This window comes from Xanthomonas sp. NCPPB 2922 (genome assembly GCF_041520885.1).
Classification (GTDB): Bacteria; Pseudomonadota; Gammaproteobacteria; order Xanthomonadales; family Xanthomonadaceae; genus Xanthomonas; species Xanthomonas campestris.
Map to the genome: position 1 here is coordinate 34,799 of NZ_JBGOFY010000010.1, position 18,542 is coordinate 53,340.

Consider the following 18,542-nt stretch of genomic DNA (forward strand, 5'->3'; position numbering starts at 1 on the left):
TCATGTCGTATATCGATGGGTTTGTGCTTGCCGTGCCCACTGCCAACAAAGAAAAGTTTCTCGAACATGCGCGTACCGGCGACGCGATCTGCCTGGAGCATGGCGCGCTGCGCGTGGTGGAATGCTGGGGCGACGATGTGGCGCATGGGAAGCAGACCGACTTCTACCGCGCCGTGGAAGCCAGCGCGGACGAAACCGTGGTGTTTTCCTGGATCGAATGGCCGGACAAGGCCACCCGCGATGCCGGCATGCAGAAGATGATGGATGACCCGCGCATGGATCCGGAGAACAACCCGATGCCGTTCGACGGCAGGCGCATGATCTACGGCGGCTTCGTGCCGGTCGTCACGCTGGGCAAGGCGGCCCGCTGAGCGCATTGCGCGGCAACCGCGGGTGGATGCAGTCGCCAGTGGCAGTGCATCCACCCGTCCTGCACAAGGCTGCAGCGGTGCGCGCATTACACTGACCAGCCTGCGTGTACTGCATTGCAAGCCGATGCAGCACACGCCGTGCCGGGCAAATGCGCGTACCCACTGGAGAGTCTTGATGACCGATACACCGCTACTGGTGGCCTGCCCCAGCTGCGCTGCAATGAACCGGCTGCCGCCCTCACGGCTGCGCGATGCGCCCAAGTGCGGCAGCTGCCATACCGCCTTGTTCCTGGGCACGCCGGTGGCGCTGTCGTCAGCAGATTTCGATAAACATGCGGTACGTAGCGAAGTGCCGCTGCTGGTGGATTTCTGGGCCCCGTGGTGCGGGCCTTGCCTGAGCATGGCGCCGCAGTTTGCCGCGGCCGCCGCCAGCCTGGAGCCGCAGCTGCGCCTGGCCAAGGTGGACACCGATCTGCATCCGGTGCTGGGCACGCGGTTTGGCATTCGCAGCATCCCCACCCTGCTGATCCTGCGCAACGGCAAGGAACTGGCCCGCCAGTCCGGCGCCATGGGCAGCACACAGATCATCGCCTGGGCGCGTTCGGTGCTGTCCAGCCACTGAAGTCTGTGCATGCGGATGCGTACTGCATGCTGTGCCTGCGTGCCTTGTGACACATGCGCGCGTCAGGCCATAACGTCGATCAGCGGCCGGCCAACTGGCAGCAGCACATTGATCCACGCGCAGGTTGCACGGTGAGCCCTTTGCACGCTGCAAGCCGTTTGAACGCAGTGCGGCGGCTCATGGCCGCCGCACTGCTTACAGCGCTAACGCTTTCGCTTACTGCCAGTTGACGTTGACCGACACGCCCACAATGCGCGGCTCGTTGTAGACCGCGGCCATGTAGTTCTCGATCACGCCCTTGACGTTCTTTTCGTTGGTGATGTTGCGCGCAAATGCCGCCACTTCCCACGCGCCATAGCCACCGGTGTAGCCCAGCTTGAGCCCGCCCTCGAAGTTACCGTCGGCGCGGAACTCGGTGGAGTCGTACAGCACGAAGCTGGTTTCACCCTGCTTGTTCCAGTCGGTGGACACGAAGAACGCGCCGTCATTGCCCACCGGAATGTCGTAGCGCGCGGCCAGGTTGAGGTTGTACTTGGGCGCGTTGGGCAGCGGGTTGCCATCGATCTGCGCGAAGGTGTTGGCGCCCACGCGGATGGTGGGGTCGTTGACCGTGCACACCACCACGCCGTTGAGCGCACAGGCCTGCGCATACACGCGCTTGTCCTGGATTTCGCTGTGCAGCAGGCTCAGGCCGGCGGTCAGCGACAGGTTGGAGATCGGGCGCCAATCCAGGTCCGCTTCCAGGCCGTAGGCCTTGGCCTTGTCGGCGTTGAACAGCACGCCATTGCCGTCGGCGTCGTTGCCGTTGAGCTGGATGTCGTCCACCGTGTAGGTGAAGCCACTGACATTCAGGCGCAGGCGGTTGTCGAACAGGCTGCTCTTGATGCCTGCTTCCCAGGACAGGATGGTTTCCGAATCGGCGGTGGTGAAGTCCGAGTTGAACACCGCGCTGCGGCCCTGGATGGTGGGGCCGCGGAAGCCGCGGGCCACGCGCGCATACACGCTCAGGTCCGGGTTGAGTTCGTACATCGCGCTCAGGTCCCAGCTGGGCTGGGTGTCGGACAGGCGCACGTCGCGACGGCCGCGGTAGGTGACCGCGCCGGCAGCGGTGTCGGCGGTCTTGAGCAGGCGGGTTTCCTTGGTGTCCTTGGTCTGGCGGATGCCGGCGGTCAGGGTGAGCGCATCGGTGGCCTTGTAGCTGAGCTGGCCGAAGCCGGCCCAGGAGGTATTGGTGTTGCGCAGGCGCACCCAGTTGTTGGGGTTACGCGCGGCGGTCTGCAGGAAATAGGCGCGCTGGTAGAAATCGGTGGTGTCGCGGCCATCGAAATAGAACCCGCCCACCTGCCACTGCAGCGCGTCATCGCCCACGCTGGCCAGGCGCAATTCCTGGGTGTACTGGTCGAGATCGCGGATCTGCCCCATCGACTGGCCAAACCCGTTCGGCACGCCGTTGACCGGATAATTGGCCGCCGCGCCGCCATCGGTGTCGCCACGGCTGTAGCCGGAGGTGGTTTCGTAGGCGCTGATGGAGGTCAGCGACACGCCGCCGAAGTCGTACACCGCCTTGATCGAGCCGCCATCGGTCTTGTACGCCTGCGGGTTATCGTGCGCTTCGTCGTAGGCCACGCGGTCGCGCGGTACATCCACCTTGTCGCTGCCCCGGGTCACCGCATTGCGCAGGAACAACGTGGAGGTACCGTCGTAATCGCGCGTGTGTGCGGATGCCAGCACCGAGAATTCCTCGCTGGGCTTGAGCAGCAGCTGCAGGCGCGCATTGCGGTCGTTGTAGCCGCCCATCGCGTCCTTGCGCGGCGTGCGCGTGCCGTCGGCGCTGCTGCCGGCGAAGGTGTTGTCCACCCAATCGTCGCGGTGCTGGTACAACGCCGACACGCGGAACGACAGCACATCGTTGATCGGCCCGCCAAAGCCGCCATCCAGCGAGATGGTGTTGTAGCTGCCGTAGCTGGCGTTGACGCGCCCGGTGTAGGTATCGCTGGGTTTGACGGTGTCGAACTTGACGATGCCGGCCGTGGTATTGCGGCCGAACAAGGTGCCCTGCGGGCCGCGCAGCACTTCCACCTGGTCCACGTCGTAGACGGGGTTGGACTTGAGCACCACGTGCTCCAGCACCACGTCGTCCTGGATGATCGACACCGGCTGCGAGGCGCCGAGATAGAAGTCGATATTGCCCAGGCCGCGGATATAGAAGCGCGGGAAGATGCGCCCGGTGGTGGTTTCCGCATAGAAGCCCGGCACCCGGCCGGACAGCGCCAACAGCGTGTCGTCGCCACCGGCGGTGTACTCGCGCATCGCCGCGCCCTGCACCACGCCGATGGAGACCGGCACGTCCTGTAGGTTCTGTTCGCGGTGCTCGGCAGTGACGGTGACCGTGTCCAGCGCGGTCGGGCTGGCTTCGCCCTGGCTCGCCGGCGCCTGTTGCGCAGCCGCGCCGGTGGCCACCGATGCAAGCAGCAATGCGGCGCAAGCGCGTGCCAGCGGCGTGCGCTGCAGCCCGGCGCTGGAGCGCGTCACGCTGCGGGCGGCAAGGGAGGACAGGGAAGAAGCAACAGGCGAGTACAGCGACATGCGAGGGTGATCCTTGGGTGGGTGGCGCGTGGTTGCGTCCGTTCGGCGTGCGCAAGCCGTGGGAGGCGCCGTGTGGCGCCGCGCGCACGATATGTCAGCGATGTTGCAGCTCTATGGCAGCGATACCGGCCGCGATGCGTCGATCGGAGCGCGCCTCCAGCCATTCCGGCCGGCACGCCTGGCATGGCAAACCGTCATGCCGGCGCTGCGGGCGGGCTGTCATGCTTGGCAGCGCGCCGGAACACCGTCCAAGGCGCCGCGCTACCAGGGGGAAATGCTGTGGAACGACTGCGATGGATGTGTGGCATGGCGCTAGCCATGGCCTGCCAGATGGCAATGGCCGGCACGGCGTTGGTCACCCAGGTGGACTACCAGGGCGATGACGGCGGCGCGGTGCCCACTGACGCCCAGTACCGCAATCCGGTGCTGGCCGGCTTCTATCCGGACCCATCGGCGATCCGCGTCGGCAACGACTTTTATCTGGTCACTTCCAGCTTCGGGTATTTCCCGGGCCTGCGGGTGTTCAAGAGCAGCGATCTGGTGCACTGGACCCAGATCGGCAACGCCATCGATCGCCCCGGCCAGATCAACTACGGCAACGACGCGCTCACCCGCGGCCTGTTCGCCGCCAGCATCAGCCACCATGACGGCACGGATGCGGCAACGGTGCACGTGGATTTCGCGGTAGGCGACGGGCAATGGCAGACCTTGCTCGAACACGGAGACGCCAGCCTGCTCAGCACCGAAACCGCCGGCGGCTTTCTTGGCGCCACCTTCGGCCCGTACGCCTACAGGCCGTAAGCCGTAGTGCCGGCGCGCTGCCGTTCTCGGCGGCAGGCATGGCGCGTCATCGATGCATCAACACACGCAGCGCTGCCGTCAGCCCAGCATGCGGCTGACGGTATTGAGCAGGTCGTTGAGGCTGAAGGGCTTGGGCAGCAGCGCCATGCCCTCGGCGAGGAATTCCTGCCGGGTGGCCGCATTTTCGGCGTAGCCGGTGATGAACAGGATCGGCAACCCGGGGCGCAGATCACGCGCCACATCGGCCATGTCGCGCCCGTTCATGCCGGGCAGACCGACATCGGACACCACCATGTCGATCTGTGCATCGGCGCGTAGCTGCGCCAATGCACCATCGGCGTTTTCGGCTTCGATCACGTGGTACCCGGCATCGCTGAGCACCTCGCTCACCATCATGCGCACCACATCGGTGTCGTCCACCAGCAGGATGCGCTGCGAGCGCCCACGCGGCGCATTCGGCGGCGGCGGTGGCAATGCCTCGCCCACGGTCAGCCCGCGCGGCAACAACAAGGCCACCGTGGTGCCGCTACCCAGCGTGCTGGTGATGCGTGCGGTGCCGCCGGACTGGCGCGCAAACCCGTAGGTCATCGACAAGCCCAGCCCGGTGCCCTCGCCGATCGGTTTGGTGGTGAAGAACGGTTCGAACACCTGGCTCAGGATCGCCGGATCGATGCCGCTGCCGTCGTCGATCACGTTCACCGCGACATAGTCGCCGTCCTCCAGCTCCGGGTCGTTGTAGGCGGTGTGCGGCGCGCTTTGGATGCGGATGGTGCCGTGGCCCTGCAGCGCATCGCGTGCATTGATGACCAGGTTGAGCACCACGTTTTCCAGTTGATTGGCATCGGCGATGGCCACCAGCGGCGCCTCCGCCAGCTGCAGTTCCAGCGCGATGTTTTCGCCGATCGAACGGCGCAGCATGTCTTCCAGCGAGCGCACCCGCGCATTGACGTCGAACGGCTGCGCATCCAGCGACTGCTTGCGTGCAAACGCCAGCATGCGCTGGGTCAGCGCAGCAGCGCGATGCGCCGAGCCGGTAGCGATTTCCGCCAGCCGTGGCACGCGTTCGATGCGGTTGGATTCCACCGCCAGCTGGATCATGTCCAGGCCGGAAATGATGCTGGTGAGCAGGTTGTTGAAGTCGTGCGCGATGCCGCCGGTGAGCTTGCCCAGCGCTTCCATCTTTTGTGCCTGTAGCAACTGGATTTCGGTGCGTTGGCGCTCGGCAATCTGATGCGCCAGCTCGGAGGTGGCGGTATCCAGTTCCTGGCGTTGCTCGCGCTCGCGCAGACGTTGCTCGGTGACGTCTTCGACAAACAGCAAGCCCAGGTCCGGTTCGCGATACGGCGACACCCGCCATTCGGTTTCGCGCACCGCGCCATCGCGCAGGATCGACAAGGTCCCACTCCAGCGCTCGCGCCGGCCCAGTGCGGCGGTCAAGGCCTGCACGGTGGCGCACTGGTCCAGGCCGGGCACGTTGATCGCCTCGCACGGGGTGGCGCTGCCGATCAGCCGCTGAAACGCCGCATTGGCCTCCTGCGTGTGCAGCTGCGCATCGACCACCGCGATCGGCGCGCCGATGTGCTCGAAGATTTCGCGAAAGCGCGCCTCGCTGAGCCGCAGCGCTTCTTCGGCATTGCGCGCGCGCAGCAGCGTGCGCAAGGTGGCGACCAGCACGTTGGGGTCGACCGGATGGATCAGGTAGGCATCGGCGCCAGCGTCCAAGCCGGTGATCATGTCACCGGTGGCAATCGAGGCCGCCGACACGTGCACCACCGGCAGCAGTGCGGTACGCGGCTCGGCGCGCAGCGTGCGCACGATGTCGAAGCCGCTCATGTCCGGCAGGTTGACGTCCAGCACCACGGCCGCAAATGCCTCGGCGGCCAGGCGCACCAGCCCCTCGCCACCGGTGCCGGCTTCTTCGACCACGAACTGGTGGTGTTCGAGCACGCGCCGCACCGAGTAGCGGGTGACCGCGTTGTCGTCCACCACCAGAATCCGATGACTGCTAGGCAAGACCATCCTCCTGCTGCGGCGCCAGCGTCACCGGCAATACCACGAAAAATTCCGAGCCCTGCCCGACCACGCTGTTGATGCCTACGGTGCCGCCCAGCAACTCGGCAAAGCGCTTGCAGATCGACAGGCCAAGGCCGGTGCCGGTGAGGCGCTTTTGCAGTGGCGAATCCACCTGCACGAAATCCTCGAACAGCGCGTCGTGCAGTTCGGCCGGGATACCAATGCCGGTGTCCTGCACGCTGAAGCGCACGTGGGTATCGCCCTGCAGTTGCGCGAACACGCGCACATGGCCTTGCGGGGTGAACTTGAGCGCGTTGGAAATGAAGTTACGCAGGATCTGCGCCAGCTTTTTGTCGTCGGTGTAGAGCATCGGCAACACCGGCGGATCTTCGAAGATCAAGGTGGTGCGGCTGGCGTCGGTGAGCGGGCGGAACATGCCGCGCAAGGCCGCAAACAGATCCATCAGATCGAACCAGCCCGGCGAGATGGTGACCCGCCCGGCTTCGATCTTGGCCAGATCCAGCAGGTCGTCCACCATCTCGCTGAGCTCGCGCGTGGACGCGCTGACAAAGCGTACCTGCTTGAGTTGCTCGGCGTTGAGCGGGCCATCCATGCCGTCTTCCAGCAGCCGGGTGATGCTCAGGATCGAGCCCAGCGGCGTGCGGAATTCGTGGCTCATGTAAGACAGAAACCGGCTCTTGAGCTCGGACACGTCGCGCAATTGCTCAGCCTGCTGATCCAGCTCAGCATACAGCGCCAGCACACCCTGATTGGTTTCGTCCAGTTCCTCGCGCAGCGCCTGATTCTGCTGGCGCAAGCTCTCCAGCTCGGCCATCGCGTCGATGGCGGGAACTTCACTTGCGTGACTCATGACATGCCTCCCAAGCGCATGACAAACACACTGCAATCGTCGCGGCCGCGGTCGTGATCGCGCACCAACAGTGCGGCGATGATGCGCGGATGGCGCGACAGCAGACCCGGATGATCGCGCAGGTTCCAGCGCGATTGCAGGCCATCGCTGTGCATCACCAGCAGCTTGCCGGTGGCCTGTGGAAAATCGAATGGCTGCGCCTTGCGGAACTGCACGCCCACGATGCCCGGATGCGAGGGCATGCCGCGCACGCCATCGCCGTCGCAGAGCGCGGCCGCGATATTGCCCACGCCGGCAAAGCGGACCTGCCCGCTGCGGCTATCGAACTGCGCCACCGCCACCGCACCGCCACGCGTGCCGGACATGGCGGCATGCAGGCGCGTGACCCGCTCGCCGGGCTCGCCGGTGGCTGCTGCGGCCGCGCGGGTGCCGGCGTCTGCCGCCTCCGCTGCACCGGCGCCGTGGCCCAACCCGTCGATCACCGTTACCGTGGCACGCGCCTCGCGGATCTCCAGATGCCAGGCATCGCCACACACGGTTTCGTTGTGGATCGGCACACGCAGCGCGCCGTACGCCAGGTCCTGGTCAGCGCCTTGCTGCGAAAACACACGCGCCACCACAATGGCGCCCTTCGCATCCGAATAGGCATCCAGCAGCTGCGCCTGGCGGTGGATCGCGCCCAGCCCGGTGCCCGGCGTGCCGGAGGTGGAATAGCCATCGCGCAGGCACTGCGCAAGCGCAAACCCCGGGCCGTTGTCGAGCGTGCACAACTCCACGCCAACGCCGGCGCGCCCGGCCACCGGCGACAGTTGCACGCAGCCGCCACGCCCATGCTTGAGCACATTGGTGGCCAACTCGGTGGCCACCAGCGCCACGCGCCCACAGCTGGCCTCATCCAGCGCCAATGCCTGCGCCAGGACCACCGCTTCGCGGCGTGCCTGCCCGACCTGGCTTGCGTCGTCTAGACGAATCGACCGGGTCGGCGCACCTGCAAACGTCACTTCCATTTGGTGATGGTGATCCGCGTGCCCTTGCCGGGCGCGCTGTCCAGCACGAAATCGTCCACCAGGCGGCGGCTGCCGGACAGGCCCAGGCCCAGGCCGCTGCCCGAGGTCCAGCCGTCGGTCAGCGCCAGGTCCAGATTGGGGATGCCCGGGCCTTCGTCGCGGAAGGTCAGCTGCACGCCCTTGCGGATGCCGCTCTCCACCAGCGCCCAGTCCATGTCGCCACCGCCGCCGTAGATCACGGTATTGCGCGCCAGTTCGCTGGCCGCGGTGACCAGCTTGGTCTGGTCGACCAGGCGCAGGCCGCACTGCACCACCAGCTTGCGCACGGTCTGCCGCGCCATCACCACGTCCTGCTCGGTACGCACCGGTTGCGAGCCAGCCGGCGTGCTCATGGATCGAGCACGGGTTGCTGCAGCAGCCGCATGCCGCGTTCGACATTCAAGGCGGTGCGCACGGTGGGCAGGGTCAACCCCAGCTCAACCAGCGTGATCGCCACCGCCGGCTGCATGCCCACCACCACGGTCTTGGCATCCATGATCGCCGCCAACCCGGAGATAGTGCTGATCATGCGGCCGATGAAGGAATCGACGATGTCCAGCGCGGAGATGTCGATCAACACGCCGCGCGCAGAGGTGGCGCTGATCTTTTCCGACAGGTCTTCCTGCAGGGTGAGCGCCAGCTGGTCGTGCATGTCCACCTGGATGGTGACCAGCAACAAATCACCCATCCGCAGGATCGGAATGCGCTCCATGTCAGCCCGCCTTGCTCACGGTCACGCCGGTGCGCTTGAGCGCCAACGCCAACGCATCGGCCAGGTTGGCCTTGGTCACGATGCCCTGCAGATCCAGGCCCAGATGCACGATGGTCTGCGCAATCTGTGGGCGCACGCCGCTGATGATCGCATCGGCGCCCATCAGGCGGATGGCGGTGACGGTCTTGAGTAGGTGCTGGGCAACCAGGGTGTCCACGGTGGGCACGCCGGTGATGTCGATGATGGCGATTTCCGAACCGGTATCGACAATGCGCTGCAGCAGCGATTCCATCACCACCTGGGTGCGCTGCGAATCCAGCGTGCCGATCATCGGCAGCGCCAGCACGCCTTCCCACAACTTCACCACCGGGGTGGACAGCTCCAGCATCTCTTCCTGCTGGCGCGCAATGATGTCTTCGCGGGTTTTCTGGAACGCCTTGATGGTGTGCAGGCCCAGCGCGTCCATCAGCTCGGACAGCGCCCACAGCTGGTGGCCAAGTTCTTCCGGCGTATCGGCGTATTCGCGCTGCACCAGTTCAAACAGCGCGCGCTTGAGCGAGAAGAGGAAGTTGGCGGTTTCCTGCGAATCGAAACCACGGGTGGCGCGGTCACGCGAGAGGTTCTCCAGGAACCGGCGCACTTCGCTCCATTCGGCACTGTCCAGGCTGCTGCCGCCGTCCTTCAACGAAGCCGCCAGCAAGCGCAGAAAGTCGGCGCCCTGCGCCTGTGCATCCTTGTGCGAAATGCGCGCATCGGCGGTCAGGCTGGAGCCCAGCCATGCCGACAACAAGCCGCCTTCCTGGCCACGAATCGCATCGATCGTGCGCTGCTGCAATGCCACCATGAGATCACCCGTCGAGTAGTAGTAAACGATGACGTGGCATGCGAGCTGGACTGCGCCCGAGTTGGCGCGGCGCCCCCACGCCGAAGCGCTGCAGATTAAAGCAATTCAGGTTTGCCAACCAGACACGAACCTGTAGCGGTCATTTGGATCGCTCCAAGCCAGTTTGACATTGCTCCGGAGCGCTGAACGTGCGCCGGGCCACGGCTGCGGGAATGGGGAATGGGGAATGGGGAATGGGGAATGGGGAATGGGGAATGGGGAATGGGGAATGGGGAATGGGGAATGGGGAATGGGGAATGGGGAATGGGGAATGGGGATTCGCGATTCGCGATTCGGGATTCGGGATTCGGGATTCGGGATTCGGGATTCGCAGGCTGCCGCTGCATGTGTGCGGTGGCTACTGGGGCGTGTTGGCGAAATGAGAGAGCTGATCTGGTTTGCGGGCTGTGTGTCAGGACACGTCGGGCGGTGTCTCACAGTGACTGCTGTGTTCGCTGCACGTCGTTACGTGGTTTTGCGTGTGGCCGGAACTGTTTTGAGGTCGCGTTTCGCGGCATTGCCCTGCGAATCGGTGGCTGCACCGCCGCGCGCCGCAGCGCTCGATCAAGTTTGCTAGCTCGGCGATCTGCGCGCCCTCAGCCGCTGCAACGCGCTGTGCTACTGGCAGTGTTTTGATGCGCGCGGCGGCGTGCTCTGATCGCTCCCTGATTTTCCAAGGCTCTCTCCCCCATGTCATCGCTGTTTTCGCCGTATCAGCTCAAGGATGTCTCGCTCCGTAATCGCATCGCGATCCCACCGATGTGCCAATACACCGCCACCGACGGTTTCACCAACGACTGGCATCAGGTGCACTACGCCAGCATGGCGCGCGGTGGTGCCGGGCTGGTGATCGTCGAGGCCACCGGCGTGTCGCCGGAAGGCCGCATCACCCCCGGCTGCCTGGGCCTGTGGAATGACGCCCAGGCCGAAGGACTCGCACGCATCGCCGCCTCCATCAGCGCCGCGGGCGCCGTGCCCGGTATACAGATCGGCCATGCCGGGCGCAAGGCCAGCGCCAATCTGCCGTGGGAAGGCGACGACCATATCGCCGACGGCGATGCGCGCGGCTGGGACACGCTGTCGCCGTCAGCGGTCGCGTTCGGTGCGAATCTGCCCAAGCTGCCGCGTGCAATGGACCTGGACGATATCGCCCGCGTGCGCGGTGATTTTGTCGCCGCCGCCAAGCGCGCCCTCGCTGCCGGCTTCAAGTGGCTGGAGCTGCACTTCGCCCACGGCTACCTGGCACAGAGCTTCTTCTCCGTACATGCCAACCAGCGCCAGGACGCTTATGGCGGCAGCGCCGAAAACCGCGCGCGTTTTCTGCTGGAAACATTGCAGGCGGTGCGCGCGGTATGGCCGGAACACTTGCCGCTGACCGCACGTTTCGGCGTGATCGAGTTCGACGGACGCGACGAGGAAACCCTGCAGGAAGCCATCGCACTGACCCGCAATTTCAAGCGCGATGGGCTGGATCTGCTCAACGTCAGCATGGGCTTCAGCACGCCCAACGCTGTCATTCCGTGGGGGCCTGCCCTGCTGGCACCGATCGCCGAACGCGTGAGCCGCGAGGCCGCGCTGCCGGTGGCCTCGTCCTGGAACATCGACGATCCGCTGGAAGCAGACCGCGTGGTTGCGGCCGGGCAGATGGAGCTGGTGATGGTGGGCCGCGCACATCTGGCCAACCCGCACTGGCCGTATCACGCCGCGTTGGCGCTGGGCGAAGAACGCCCGTCGCGGGTGCTGCCGCCGTCCTACGCACATTGGCTGGCACGTTACGGCAAGCGCAGCTGAGTCAGCTCTTGAAGGTGTGCCTTGCTGAAAATGCAACGCACACGGTCGCAGACTGGCGCGGCGCATCGTGCACGCCAGTCTGTGCTGGACGTTTGGCCGGATGCAGGACGCGCGGCATAAGTGCGAGAAATGTCGTGCCAGTCGCTGCGAGATCACACGCAAGCGTTTCGCCGTGATTGCGGCTCTCGCGCCCAAGCCACGCGAACATTCCGCTGTTTTTGCAGACTCAACACCGCCAGCTTTCGCGCCAAAAAAATTCCATGGTCATCGCGCTTACCGGGCTAAAGACATCACCGCCCGCATTGCGCTCCCCTACTAAAAAAGCGGCGCGCCACGAGAACCGCAGCGCGCCGTAACCACTGGCGGTCTTACAGACCGTAGCGCTCGATCGCCTGCATATGCGGGGTGGTGTCCTGGTCGCAGGCTTCGGCAAGCCGCATCCAGCACATGCGGTGCGGCCAGCCGGCCGTCGCCATCACCAGCGCGCGGTGCAGTTCCAGCGGTGGCACTGCCTCCGGCAAGGCCACGGTAAACAGCACGCCCGGCAATCCGGACTGCGGGTCTTCCGCATCGAAGGCATCTGCATTGTCCGGATCGATCAGGCGATAGTCGTCGCGGCTGTGCACCCACAGCGTCCACCCACGCGCTTCAATGTCCTTGCGCAAGGCGTCGATCGCCGGCTCGCCCGGATGCACGCCATCCACCAGCCAGCTGTTGCCGTAACCACCGGCCTGCAGCACATGCACCTGCGGATAGGTCGGCACGAAGCGTTCGCGTTCGGCTTCATCCTCCGGCGGCAGATACACCAGCTCCGCGTCGAACACCACCCAGTCGCCCACGTGCTGGCGGCGCTGCGACGGCGCATTTTCAACGATGCGTGCGGTCACCGGCCCGGTGCGGCGCGCGTAATACTCGGCCACTTCGCCGTCTTCGATGCAGCGGATGATTACCCAGCCCCAGGTCTCCTCGACCACGCCACTGGTGCTGCTCAACTCCATGCCGATCGCCTGCGCGGAGGCACGCACTGCGTCCCAGTCCTGCGCCGCACTGGCGGCGGTCATGTGGTCCCAATATGCCGAGCGTGGTTCTTCCAGTAGCTCAGTCAGCTGCCGATAGACGTCGGCCGCCTCGGCGAAACGCCCGGTGTTGAGGTACATGCGCGCCAACAGCCCGCGCGCACCGTGCGAGCTCGGCGAGAGCGCCAGCAATGCGGTGCAGGCCTGCTCCAGCGCGGGCCAGTCGGCCAGCCGCTGTGCCAGCTGCGCTTCGCACCACAACGCCGCCACCGGCACCTGCGCACGATACAGCTGCGCCAGACGGCGCACGCCGGCCTCGTCGCCACGGCCCAGCAAGAGATTCATCAGGCGGAAGGTGGGGCTGGTTTCGCGATCGGCGTGCCGCTGAACGAACTGCCACAGCAAGGCGATCGCGTCCTCATCGGCCGCGCATGCGCTCAAGGCCGATGCGGCGGTGTCCACCAGTTCGGCATCGTCGAGCCGCTCGGCCACTGCCTGCAGCAACCACTGCGCTTCCTGTTCCGGATTGCGCGCGGACTCCTGGTCCTGCGCGGACAACCACGCCAGCAACTGGTCGGCGGGCGCCGGCGGCGGCGCGCTCACCGGCGCCGCATCGATGCGTGCGGCCAGGGTGTTCAGCAACTCGGTGGCGCCACGGTCCAGCCGCAGCTTGGGCACATGTGCGCGGGCCAGCGCCAGGTGCCGGCGCGCGGTCCACACCGCGCCGCGCTGCAAGGCCATCCCGATCGCAAGCTCCGCTGCTTCGATCAAGATGCGGTGCGCACCCACCTGCGCGTAGTGGTCCAGCATGGTCTGCACGCGGCTGCCCAGGTCCCAGCTGTTGCGCTCGGGCGCACGCGACACCAGCACCGCCACCGCACGCAACCAGTGCAGGCGATAGCGCGGCGCCACATCGCGCCACGGCAGCAGGGCCTGCATGGCCTCTTCGTCGCGCCCCAACAAGGCCAGCGCGCGGGTTTTCTGCAACTGGCGCGGCTGGCTGCAGTTGGCCCACTCCGCGCCTTCGCGCGCAGCCTCGCGTTCACGCTGCTCAACCAGTTCCAGCGCCTCGGCAGCGCGGCCCAGCGCCAGCAGGATCGAGATACGCATGTCCGGCACGCCGTCGTAGATCTCGCCGCCGTGCGCCAGGATGGTTCCCGACTGCTGCTCCAGATACGCCAGCGCCGCATCGCCGCGGCCATCGTCGAGCAAGGCGTCGGCTTTTTCGCAGCTCAGGCACTGGTAGCACGACCAGCTGGGGTCGATGCGCGCCAGGGTTTCTTCGCACACCTCGATGCGCTCTTGCACCCAGCCCGGGCCATCTTGCACCCAGCCCGGGCCATCGATGTTGGCGTAACACGCCGCCAGGTCCTGGGTGACACACACCGATTGCGGGCATTCCACTGCATCGGGGCGGTGCGCGCGTTCGAACAGCGACACCGCATCGCCCAACGCACGCTCGCCCTCGCACAGGTTGCCCACCCGGTTGCGCATTTCCCAATGTCCGACGAACACCTCCAGCCACGGGTTGGCCAGGGTCTTGCCCAGCGCGCGCGCCTCCGGCAACAGCGCCTCGGCACGCTCGATCTGCAGATCGCAGATGTGATCGGTCAGGCGTGTCAGCAGCTGCGCATTCTGCGGCTGCCCGGCTTCGCCCAGATCGTCCTGCAGTTTTTCCACCCAGTTCCAGATTTCCATGACGCGTCCTTTGATCCGGCGCTCAGCGCGCCAGCAAGTGGGTGACAGCCGCGGCAAAATCGTCGAAGGCCCGATTCAACGCAGACACACCCGCCTCTGCTTCGGCTGCGCCTGGCGTCTGCTGGGTGCGGCCCTGCGCAGCAACGATCACCTTGAGCGAACGCAGCAAACGCGCGGCGACGGCCGCCTGCGGGTTGCCCGCGCGGTGCGCGGCCAGCAGCGACTGCAAGGCGGGGTTGTCCAGATTCAGATACAGCCGCTGGGTCTGTTGCGACTCGATGCGCGCGGTGAACTGCCGCGCCAGGCGCAAGGCCGCGGTCGAGACGCGCTTGTCGTTCTCGTCCTGTTCCAGGCGCCGCTTGAGCTCCGCCTCACGGTCGGGCACCACCACCAACGGCAATTCCTCCGGGCTGAAACGCGCCGGCACCAACGCCTCGCCATCGCCCAGGTGCTGCTCCAGCCAGGCCAGTTCGTCGGCAGGCAGGCTATCCAGATGGAACAGCTGCCGGTTGCCTTGTTCGGTGCCCAGTTCGACCAGGCGCACGCCCTTGGCCTGCGCCCAGCGGCGCAGGAACGGCACCACCGCATAGCGGTTGCCATAGGCCACCGGCACGCCCATGGCGCGGAACAGCATTTCCTCGAAGCCGGCGTCGCTGTCCAGGATCACGTGCACCGCGCCACGCGCCGGTAGTTGCTGCGCCGGCAGATCGCCTTGCGAGGTGGGCACGCGCACGTGTTCCATCAACAATTCGAACAGGCGCTCGTCGCATAACGCCGCGCCCAGCAGCGCTTCGTTGTGGCGGAGCAGGATGCGGCGCCATGCCTCCGGCTGCTGACGTGCGACCTCGGCCAGACCTTGCACCAAGGCTTCGGAGAGTGCGTGTTGCACCGCGCTGTACACCGCATCGCGCTGCAAATCTTCGCGGCTGGCAGTGGGCGTCAAGCGGTTGGATTCGATCACCCCACCGATGAAGCCGGCCCACGGCGGCAGCAGTTCGCGCGCGTTGTCATCGAGCAACATGCCGCGCAAAAACACCGACAGATTGCGGTTGTCGCTGGTGCCGTAGGTCGCCCCATCCTGCACCCACAACAGACCCACGGCATCGCTGCCTTCGTCGCTGCGCACCGGCATGCAGCACAACGGCTCGAAGTTGCGCTCGAAGCGCGCGGCAAATTCGCGCTGGCGGCGCCAGGCCTGCACCGGATGCAACGGCACCGCATCGACCATGCGCCACGGCGGCGGCTCCGGGTTGATCGGCTGTGCATCGCGGCCAATCTGGATCGGCTCGCGCAACAGCGCGCAGTACTGCGACAGGATCTCACGCAGGCGGCCCTCCTGGGCCAACGGCAGATAATTCGGATGCAGCTCCAGCACCACCTCTGTGCCGACCTGCGCACGTGCGGCAATCGGGCTCACCGTGTATTGCTCGGCATTGCTGGACACATAGCAATGGCCCAGCGTCGGCGTCTGATACGAGGTGGTGCGCACGGTGACCCGCCGTGCCAGGACGAATGCCGACAGGAAGCCCAGCCCGAACATGCCGATCAGGCCGCTGTCTTCATGCCCGCTCTGACGCAGGCCGCGGGTGTAGCCCACGCCCACGGTGGCCAGATAGTCGTGGATCTCCTGTTGGGTCAGCCCGGCGCCGGTATCGATGATGCGCACGATGCCCTGGGCGGGATCGCCATGCACTTCGATCAGCGACGCACCACCCCACTCCGGCTGCTCCAGGCGCCGGCGCAGGATCGAGTCGTGCGCGTTCTGCACCAGCTCGCGCAACGCGACCACCGGCGTCGAATACAAATGCTTGCTGAGTACGGACATGAGCCCGTTGAGATCGACGCCTGCGCGGCGGATCTGCGAGGCGTCCGTCGCCTCATTGATGGGATCTTGCATGATCGGTCGTCGTGTCCTTGGCGGCCGCGTCCATCCTCGGACACGCCTGCCTGGGTGGCAATGCGAGCCGGAAAGGATAGCCGCAAGCCACGGACCGCGCACGTACGCGCCGCGCCGGCGGCACAGGCCGGCCTTCTCAGGCAACAGATCCCAGCGTTACATCCATCGTTACATAGGTGCCGGGCATTCCAGGCCCGGCAGCACACTCTTGCAAAGCGCTGCAAAACGGCCGGATTTGCCGGCAAAAACTGCAAACGTCACGCCTGCTTCGTGCAAGCGCGCTGCGCATAAACGCCGGCTGAGCCAACGTCCGGCACAGCCCTGGCAGGACGCATCCCCGCCGCCCCTCTACCCGCCCACCGCTGCCCTGCATTGCTGCAGGGCAGCGGCCTGCTTAGCGTTGCAGAGTTTCCATCGGCGCTTCATTGAAATGCTGGCGATAGCCCTTGGCCAGCGCCGAGCGACTGCCCACACCCCAGCGGCTCGCCGCCTGCAGCACGCTGCCACAACCGCCATCGGCCAACAGTTCATCGCGGATGCCCTGCATGCGATACCGGCGCAGCACCTGGGTCGGCGACAAGCCGGTCGCTGATTTGAAGGCCTGCTGCAGCGCGCGCCCGGTCACCCCGATCTGCGCGGCGACCTCGTTGATCGACAGGTCCGATCGATGGGCATTGGTGATCATGTACGCGTAGGCACGCCGGTACTTGGCCGGCAGGCGGGCGGAAATGTCATCGCTGACATGCGCCGGTGTGCCGCTTTCCAGCAACCGCGGCGCCTGGACCTCGCTGCGCAGGCATTGCACAGCCCCCAGGGCGTAGCGGTTGTAGAGCAGCAAGGCTTGCTCGGCACGTCCCAGTGCCTGGCTGATCTTGGCCTGGCAATACTCGAACTCCAGGTTCCAGCGCGGCGCGTGATGGCGCCCGGCACCGGCCAGCGCGCGTTCGGCCAGGTCCGCACGCCCAACCGCCAATGCGGCCAGCGCCAGCTCCACTTGCGCATCCTGCCGCGCGCATGGCGGGCAGCCGGTGGCCGCTGCGGGCAAGGCATCGATCTGCGCGTCGAAGCCGAAGGTGTCTCCACCAGCAATGCGCAGCAGATTGCGCACATGGCGCATGCGTTGCGCCAGCACCGGCATGCTCTCGGACAGATCGGCGATGCAGGCACGCAGCTCGCTGGCCTCGAAGGTATGCGCGGCATCTTCCTGGCGCAGCGTGGCCTGCCAGAACACGTGGTCGCTCATGCGCTCGCCGCGCCGGATCCGCAGCTGGGCGATCAGGTCCAGACGCAGCGCGCCGACCACACGCGTCCAGTCCGCCGCACCGATCTCCAGCTCGGAAACCACCTCTTGCGCGCGTTCCAACGTCTGCAGTGCCAGGGTGCTCTGGCCCAGGTGGAAGTGGGTCAGCGCCTTGCCGAGCAGGCTCTCGCCACACAGCACCGCCGGGGTATCGCGGTCCATGGCCAGTTGCGCAAAGCAATTGAGCGCTGCACTCAGCCGGCGCTGGCTCAACATCAGCCACGCGGTGTTGCGGCACGACAGCAGGCGCAGCTGCCGCTGGTGCCCACGCATCGCCTTGGACGCCTGCCGATAGGCATCCTCTGCCTCTTCCTGATACTCCAGAATCAACAAGGCATCGGCGCTGGCGCCCAGCAATGCGACTTCGTCGTCGCTGCCATCCGGAGCTGCCTGCCCCTCGCGACGTTGCTGGAGGTGCTGCAGACCCTGTGGCCAAGCACCAACAAGCATCCTGCTCGTATAGATCGGAAGACGGTCTGCGTAAGACAACGCAGAGATCGCTGCGAAGTAGGTCGAAAGGATCATGCCGGGCTCTCTGAAGGGGAGGAGCAAAAACAACAAAAGGCGCCGTTGTGGTGGGCGCAAACGATTGTATGCAGCGGATCCAATAGAATTTCTCACTTCGAAGCAGCTAGAAATTCAAAAATTCTCACTCTGTCTTGCAAACTGCGAAGTGGATCCCGCACCTGCGTAGCGACGAAGGCCAGACGATGCGCCGGCGTATCTTGACGGTGCATCACAGGACGATGCGTGGGCGTACGGATGCGGTGTTCGGCACGCAGATGCGCGAAGGCGCGCTAAACATCTGCGATCGCTCGCGCTCAATGTCAAATGGCCGTTAATCCAGTGCAAATGCGGGCAGACGCTGTTTTTGACGAGTTGCCGGGCCGCCCGTAATTACAAGAGCATTTTGTTCAGCGGCGCGATAGTTAAGT

15 protein-coding genes and 1 pseudogene are annotated in these 18,542 nt (G+C 65.7%); 6 read left to right on the plus strand and 10 right to left on the minus strand.

All coding sequences use genetic code 11. The features are described from left to right. Positions 1-2 precede the first annotated feature (2 nt). Both ACD584_RS12575 and trxC read left to right on the plus strand, forming a co-directional pair. Complete coding sequence (locus ACD584_RS12575) at positions 3-371, plus strand: DUF1428 domain-containing protein (protein ID WP_011036378.1); 369 nt, start codon at positions 3-5, stop codon at positions 369-371. Positions 372-546: 175 nt separating this feature from the next. After that, entirely contained in the window at positions 547-993 is a 447-nt protein-coding gene (trxC, locus tag ACD584_RS12580; RefSeq protein WP_076036186.1) for a thioredoxin TrxC, read from the plus strand. Between the two features lie 216 nt (positions 994-1,209). Here the strand turns inward: trxC and ACD584_RS12585 are convergent, their stop codons facing one another. Beyond that, a complete protein-coding gene (locus ACD584_RS12585; protein ID WP_076036187.1) occupies positions 1,210-3,579 on the minus strand; it encodes a TonB-dependent receptor in 2,370 nt (789 codons plus the stop codon). Positions 3,580-3,679: 100 nt separating this feature from the next. Between ACD584_RS12585 and ACD584_RS12590 the strand changes: the two genes are divergently transcribed. The 3 genes and pseudogenes from ACD584_RS12590 to ACD584_RS12600 all read left to right on the plus strand — a co-directional run bounded on the left by ACD584_RS12590 (position 3,680) and on the right by ACD584_RS12600 (position 4,380). Further along, positions 3,680-3,895 carry a hypothetical protein gene (locus tag ACD584_RS12590; protein WP_175611427.1) on the plus strand — a complete coding sequence of 72 codons (216 nt, stop codon included), beginning with the start codon at positions 3,680-3,682 and terminating at the stop codon, positions 3,893-3,895. Then, positions 3,877-4,233 (plus strand): annotated as a pseudogene (locus ACD584_RS12595) (family 43 glycosylhydrolase); the annotation flags it as partial. The gene ACD584_RS12590 and the pseudogene ACD584_RS12595, both read left to right, overlap by 19 nt. Before the next feature lie 12 nt (positions 4,234-4,245). Further along, positions 4,246-4,380, plus strand: a complete 135-nt coding sequence (locus ACD584_RS12600) for a hypothetical protein (RefSeq protein ID WP_258872032.1) — start codon at positions 4,246-4,248, stop codon at positions 4,378-4,380. 78 nt (positions 4,381-4,458) lie between these two features. Here ACD584_RS12600 and ACD584_RS12605 read toward each other — a convergent pair whose 3' ends face one another. The 6 genes from ACD584_RS12605 to ACD584_RS12630 are packed head-to-tail and all read right to left on the minus strand — an operon-like array spanning position 4,459 to position 9,866. Beyond that, positions 4,459-6,393, minus strand: a complete 1,935-nt coding sequence (locus ACD584_RS12605; protein ID WP_029217109.1) for a response regulator — start codon at positions 6,391-6,393, stop codon at positions 4,459-4,461. Further along, positions 6,386-7,264: a sensor histidine kinase KdpD gene (locus tag ACD584_RS12610; RefSeq protein WP_076036189.1), complete on the minus strand. Its 879-nt coding sequence runs from the start codon at positions 7,262-7,264 to the stop codon at positions 6,386-6,388. Before ACD584_RS12610 ends, ACD584_RS12605 begins: the two co-directional genes overlap by 8 nt. Continuing rightward, entirely contained in the window at positions 7,261-8,271 is a 1,011-nt protein-coding gene (locus ACD584_RS12615; RefSeq protein WP_076036190.1) for an ATP-binding protein, read from the minus strand. The genes ACD584_RS12610 and ACD584_RS12615 overlap by 4 nt, the downstream gene beginning before the upstream one ends. Next, complete coding sequence (locus ACD584_RS12620) at positions 8,262-8,663, minus strand: anti-sigma regulatory factor (RefSeq protein ID WP_011036370.1); 402 nt, start codon at positions 8,661-8,663, stop codon at positions 8,262-8,264. The genes ACD584_RS12615 and ACD584_RS12620 overlap by 10 nt, the downstream gene beginning before the upstream one ends. Then, the gene (locus ACD584_RS12625) at positions 8,660-9,022 is read right to left on the minus strand and encodes an STAS domain-containing protein (RefSeq protein ID WP_011036369.1); all 363 of its coding nucleotides are present in this window, start codon (positions 9,020-9,022) and stop codon (positions 8,660-8,662) included. Before ACD584_RS12625 ends, ACD584_RS12620 begins: the two co-directional genes overlap by 4 nt. A 1-nt stretch (position 9,023) precedes the next feature. Further along, a complete protein-coding gene (locus tag ACD584_RS12630) occupies positions 9,024-9,866 on the minus strand; it encodes an STAS domain-containing protein (protein WP_011036368.1) in 843 nt (280 codons plus the stop codon). Between the two features lie 729 nt (positions 9,867-10,595). Between ACD584_RS12630 and ACD584_RS12635 the strand changes: the two genes are divergently transcribed. Beyond that, on the plus strand, positions 10,596-11,696 hold the full coding sequence (locus ACD584_RS12635) for an NADH:flavin oxidoreductase/NADH oxidase (protein WP_076036192.1): 1,101 nt from the start codon (positions 10,596-10,598) through the stop codon (positions 11,694-11,696). A 368-nt stretch (positions 11,697-12,064) separates the two neighbouring features. On the opposite strand, the gene ACD584_RS12640 is transcribed toward ACD584_RS12635, so the two are convergent. The 3 genes from ACD584_RS12640 to ACD584_RS12650 all read right to left on the minus strand — a co-directional run bounded on the left by ACD584_RS12640 (position 12,065) and on the right by ACD584_RS12650 (position 18,057). After that, positions 12,065-14,410 carry a bacterial transcriptional activator domain-containing protein gene (locus ACD584_RS12640; protein WP_076036193.1) on the minus strand — a complete coding sequence of 782 codons (2,346 nt, stop codon included), beginning with the start codon at positions 14,408-14,410 and terminating at the stop codon, positions 12,065-12,067. A gap of 22 nt (positions 14,411-14,432) precedes the next feature. Beyond that, on the minus strand, positions 14,433-16,307 hold the full coding sequence (locus ACD584_RS12645) for an ATP-binding protein (RefSeq protein WP_175611547.1): 1,875 nt from the start codon (positions 16,305-16,307) through the stop codon (positions 14,433-14,435). A 394-nt stretch (positions 16,308-16,701) separates the two neighbouring features. After that, entirely contained in the window at positions 16,702-18,057 is a 1,356-nt protein-coding gene (locus ACD584_RS12650; RefSeq protein ID WP_175611548.1) for a helix-turn-helix transcriptional regulator, read from the minus strand. Positions 18,058-18,542 lie beyond the last annotated feature (485 nt).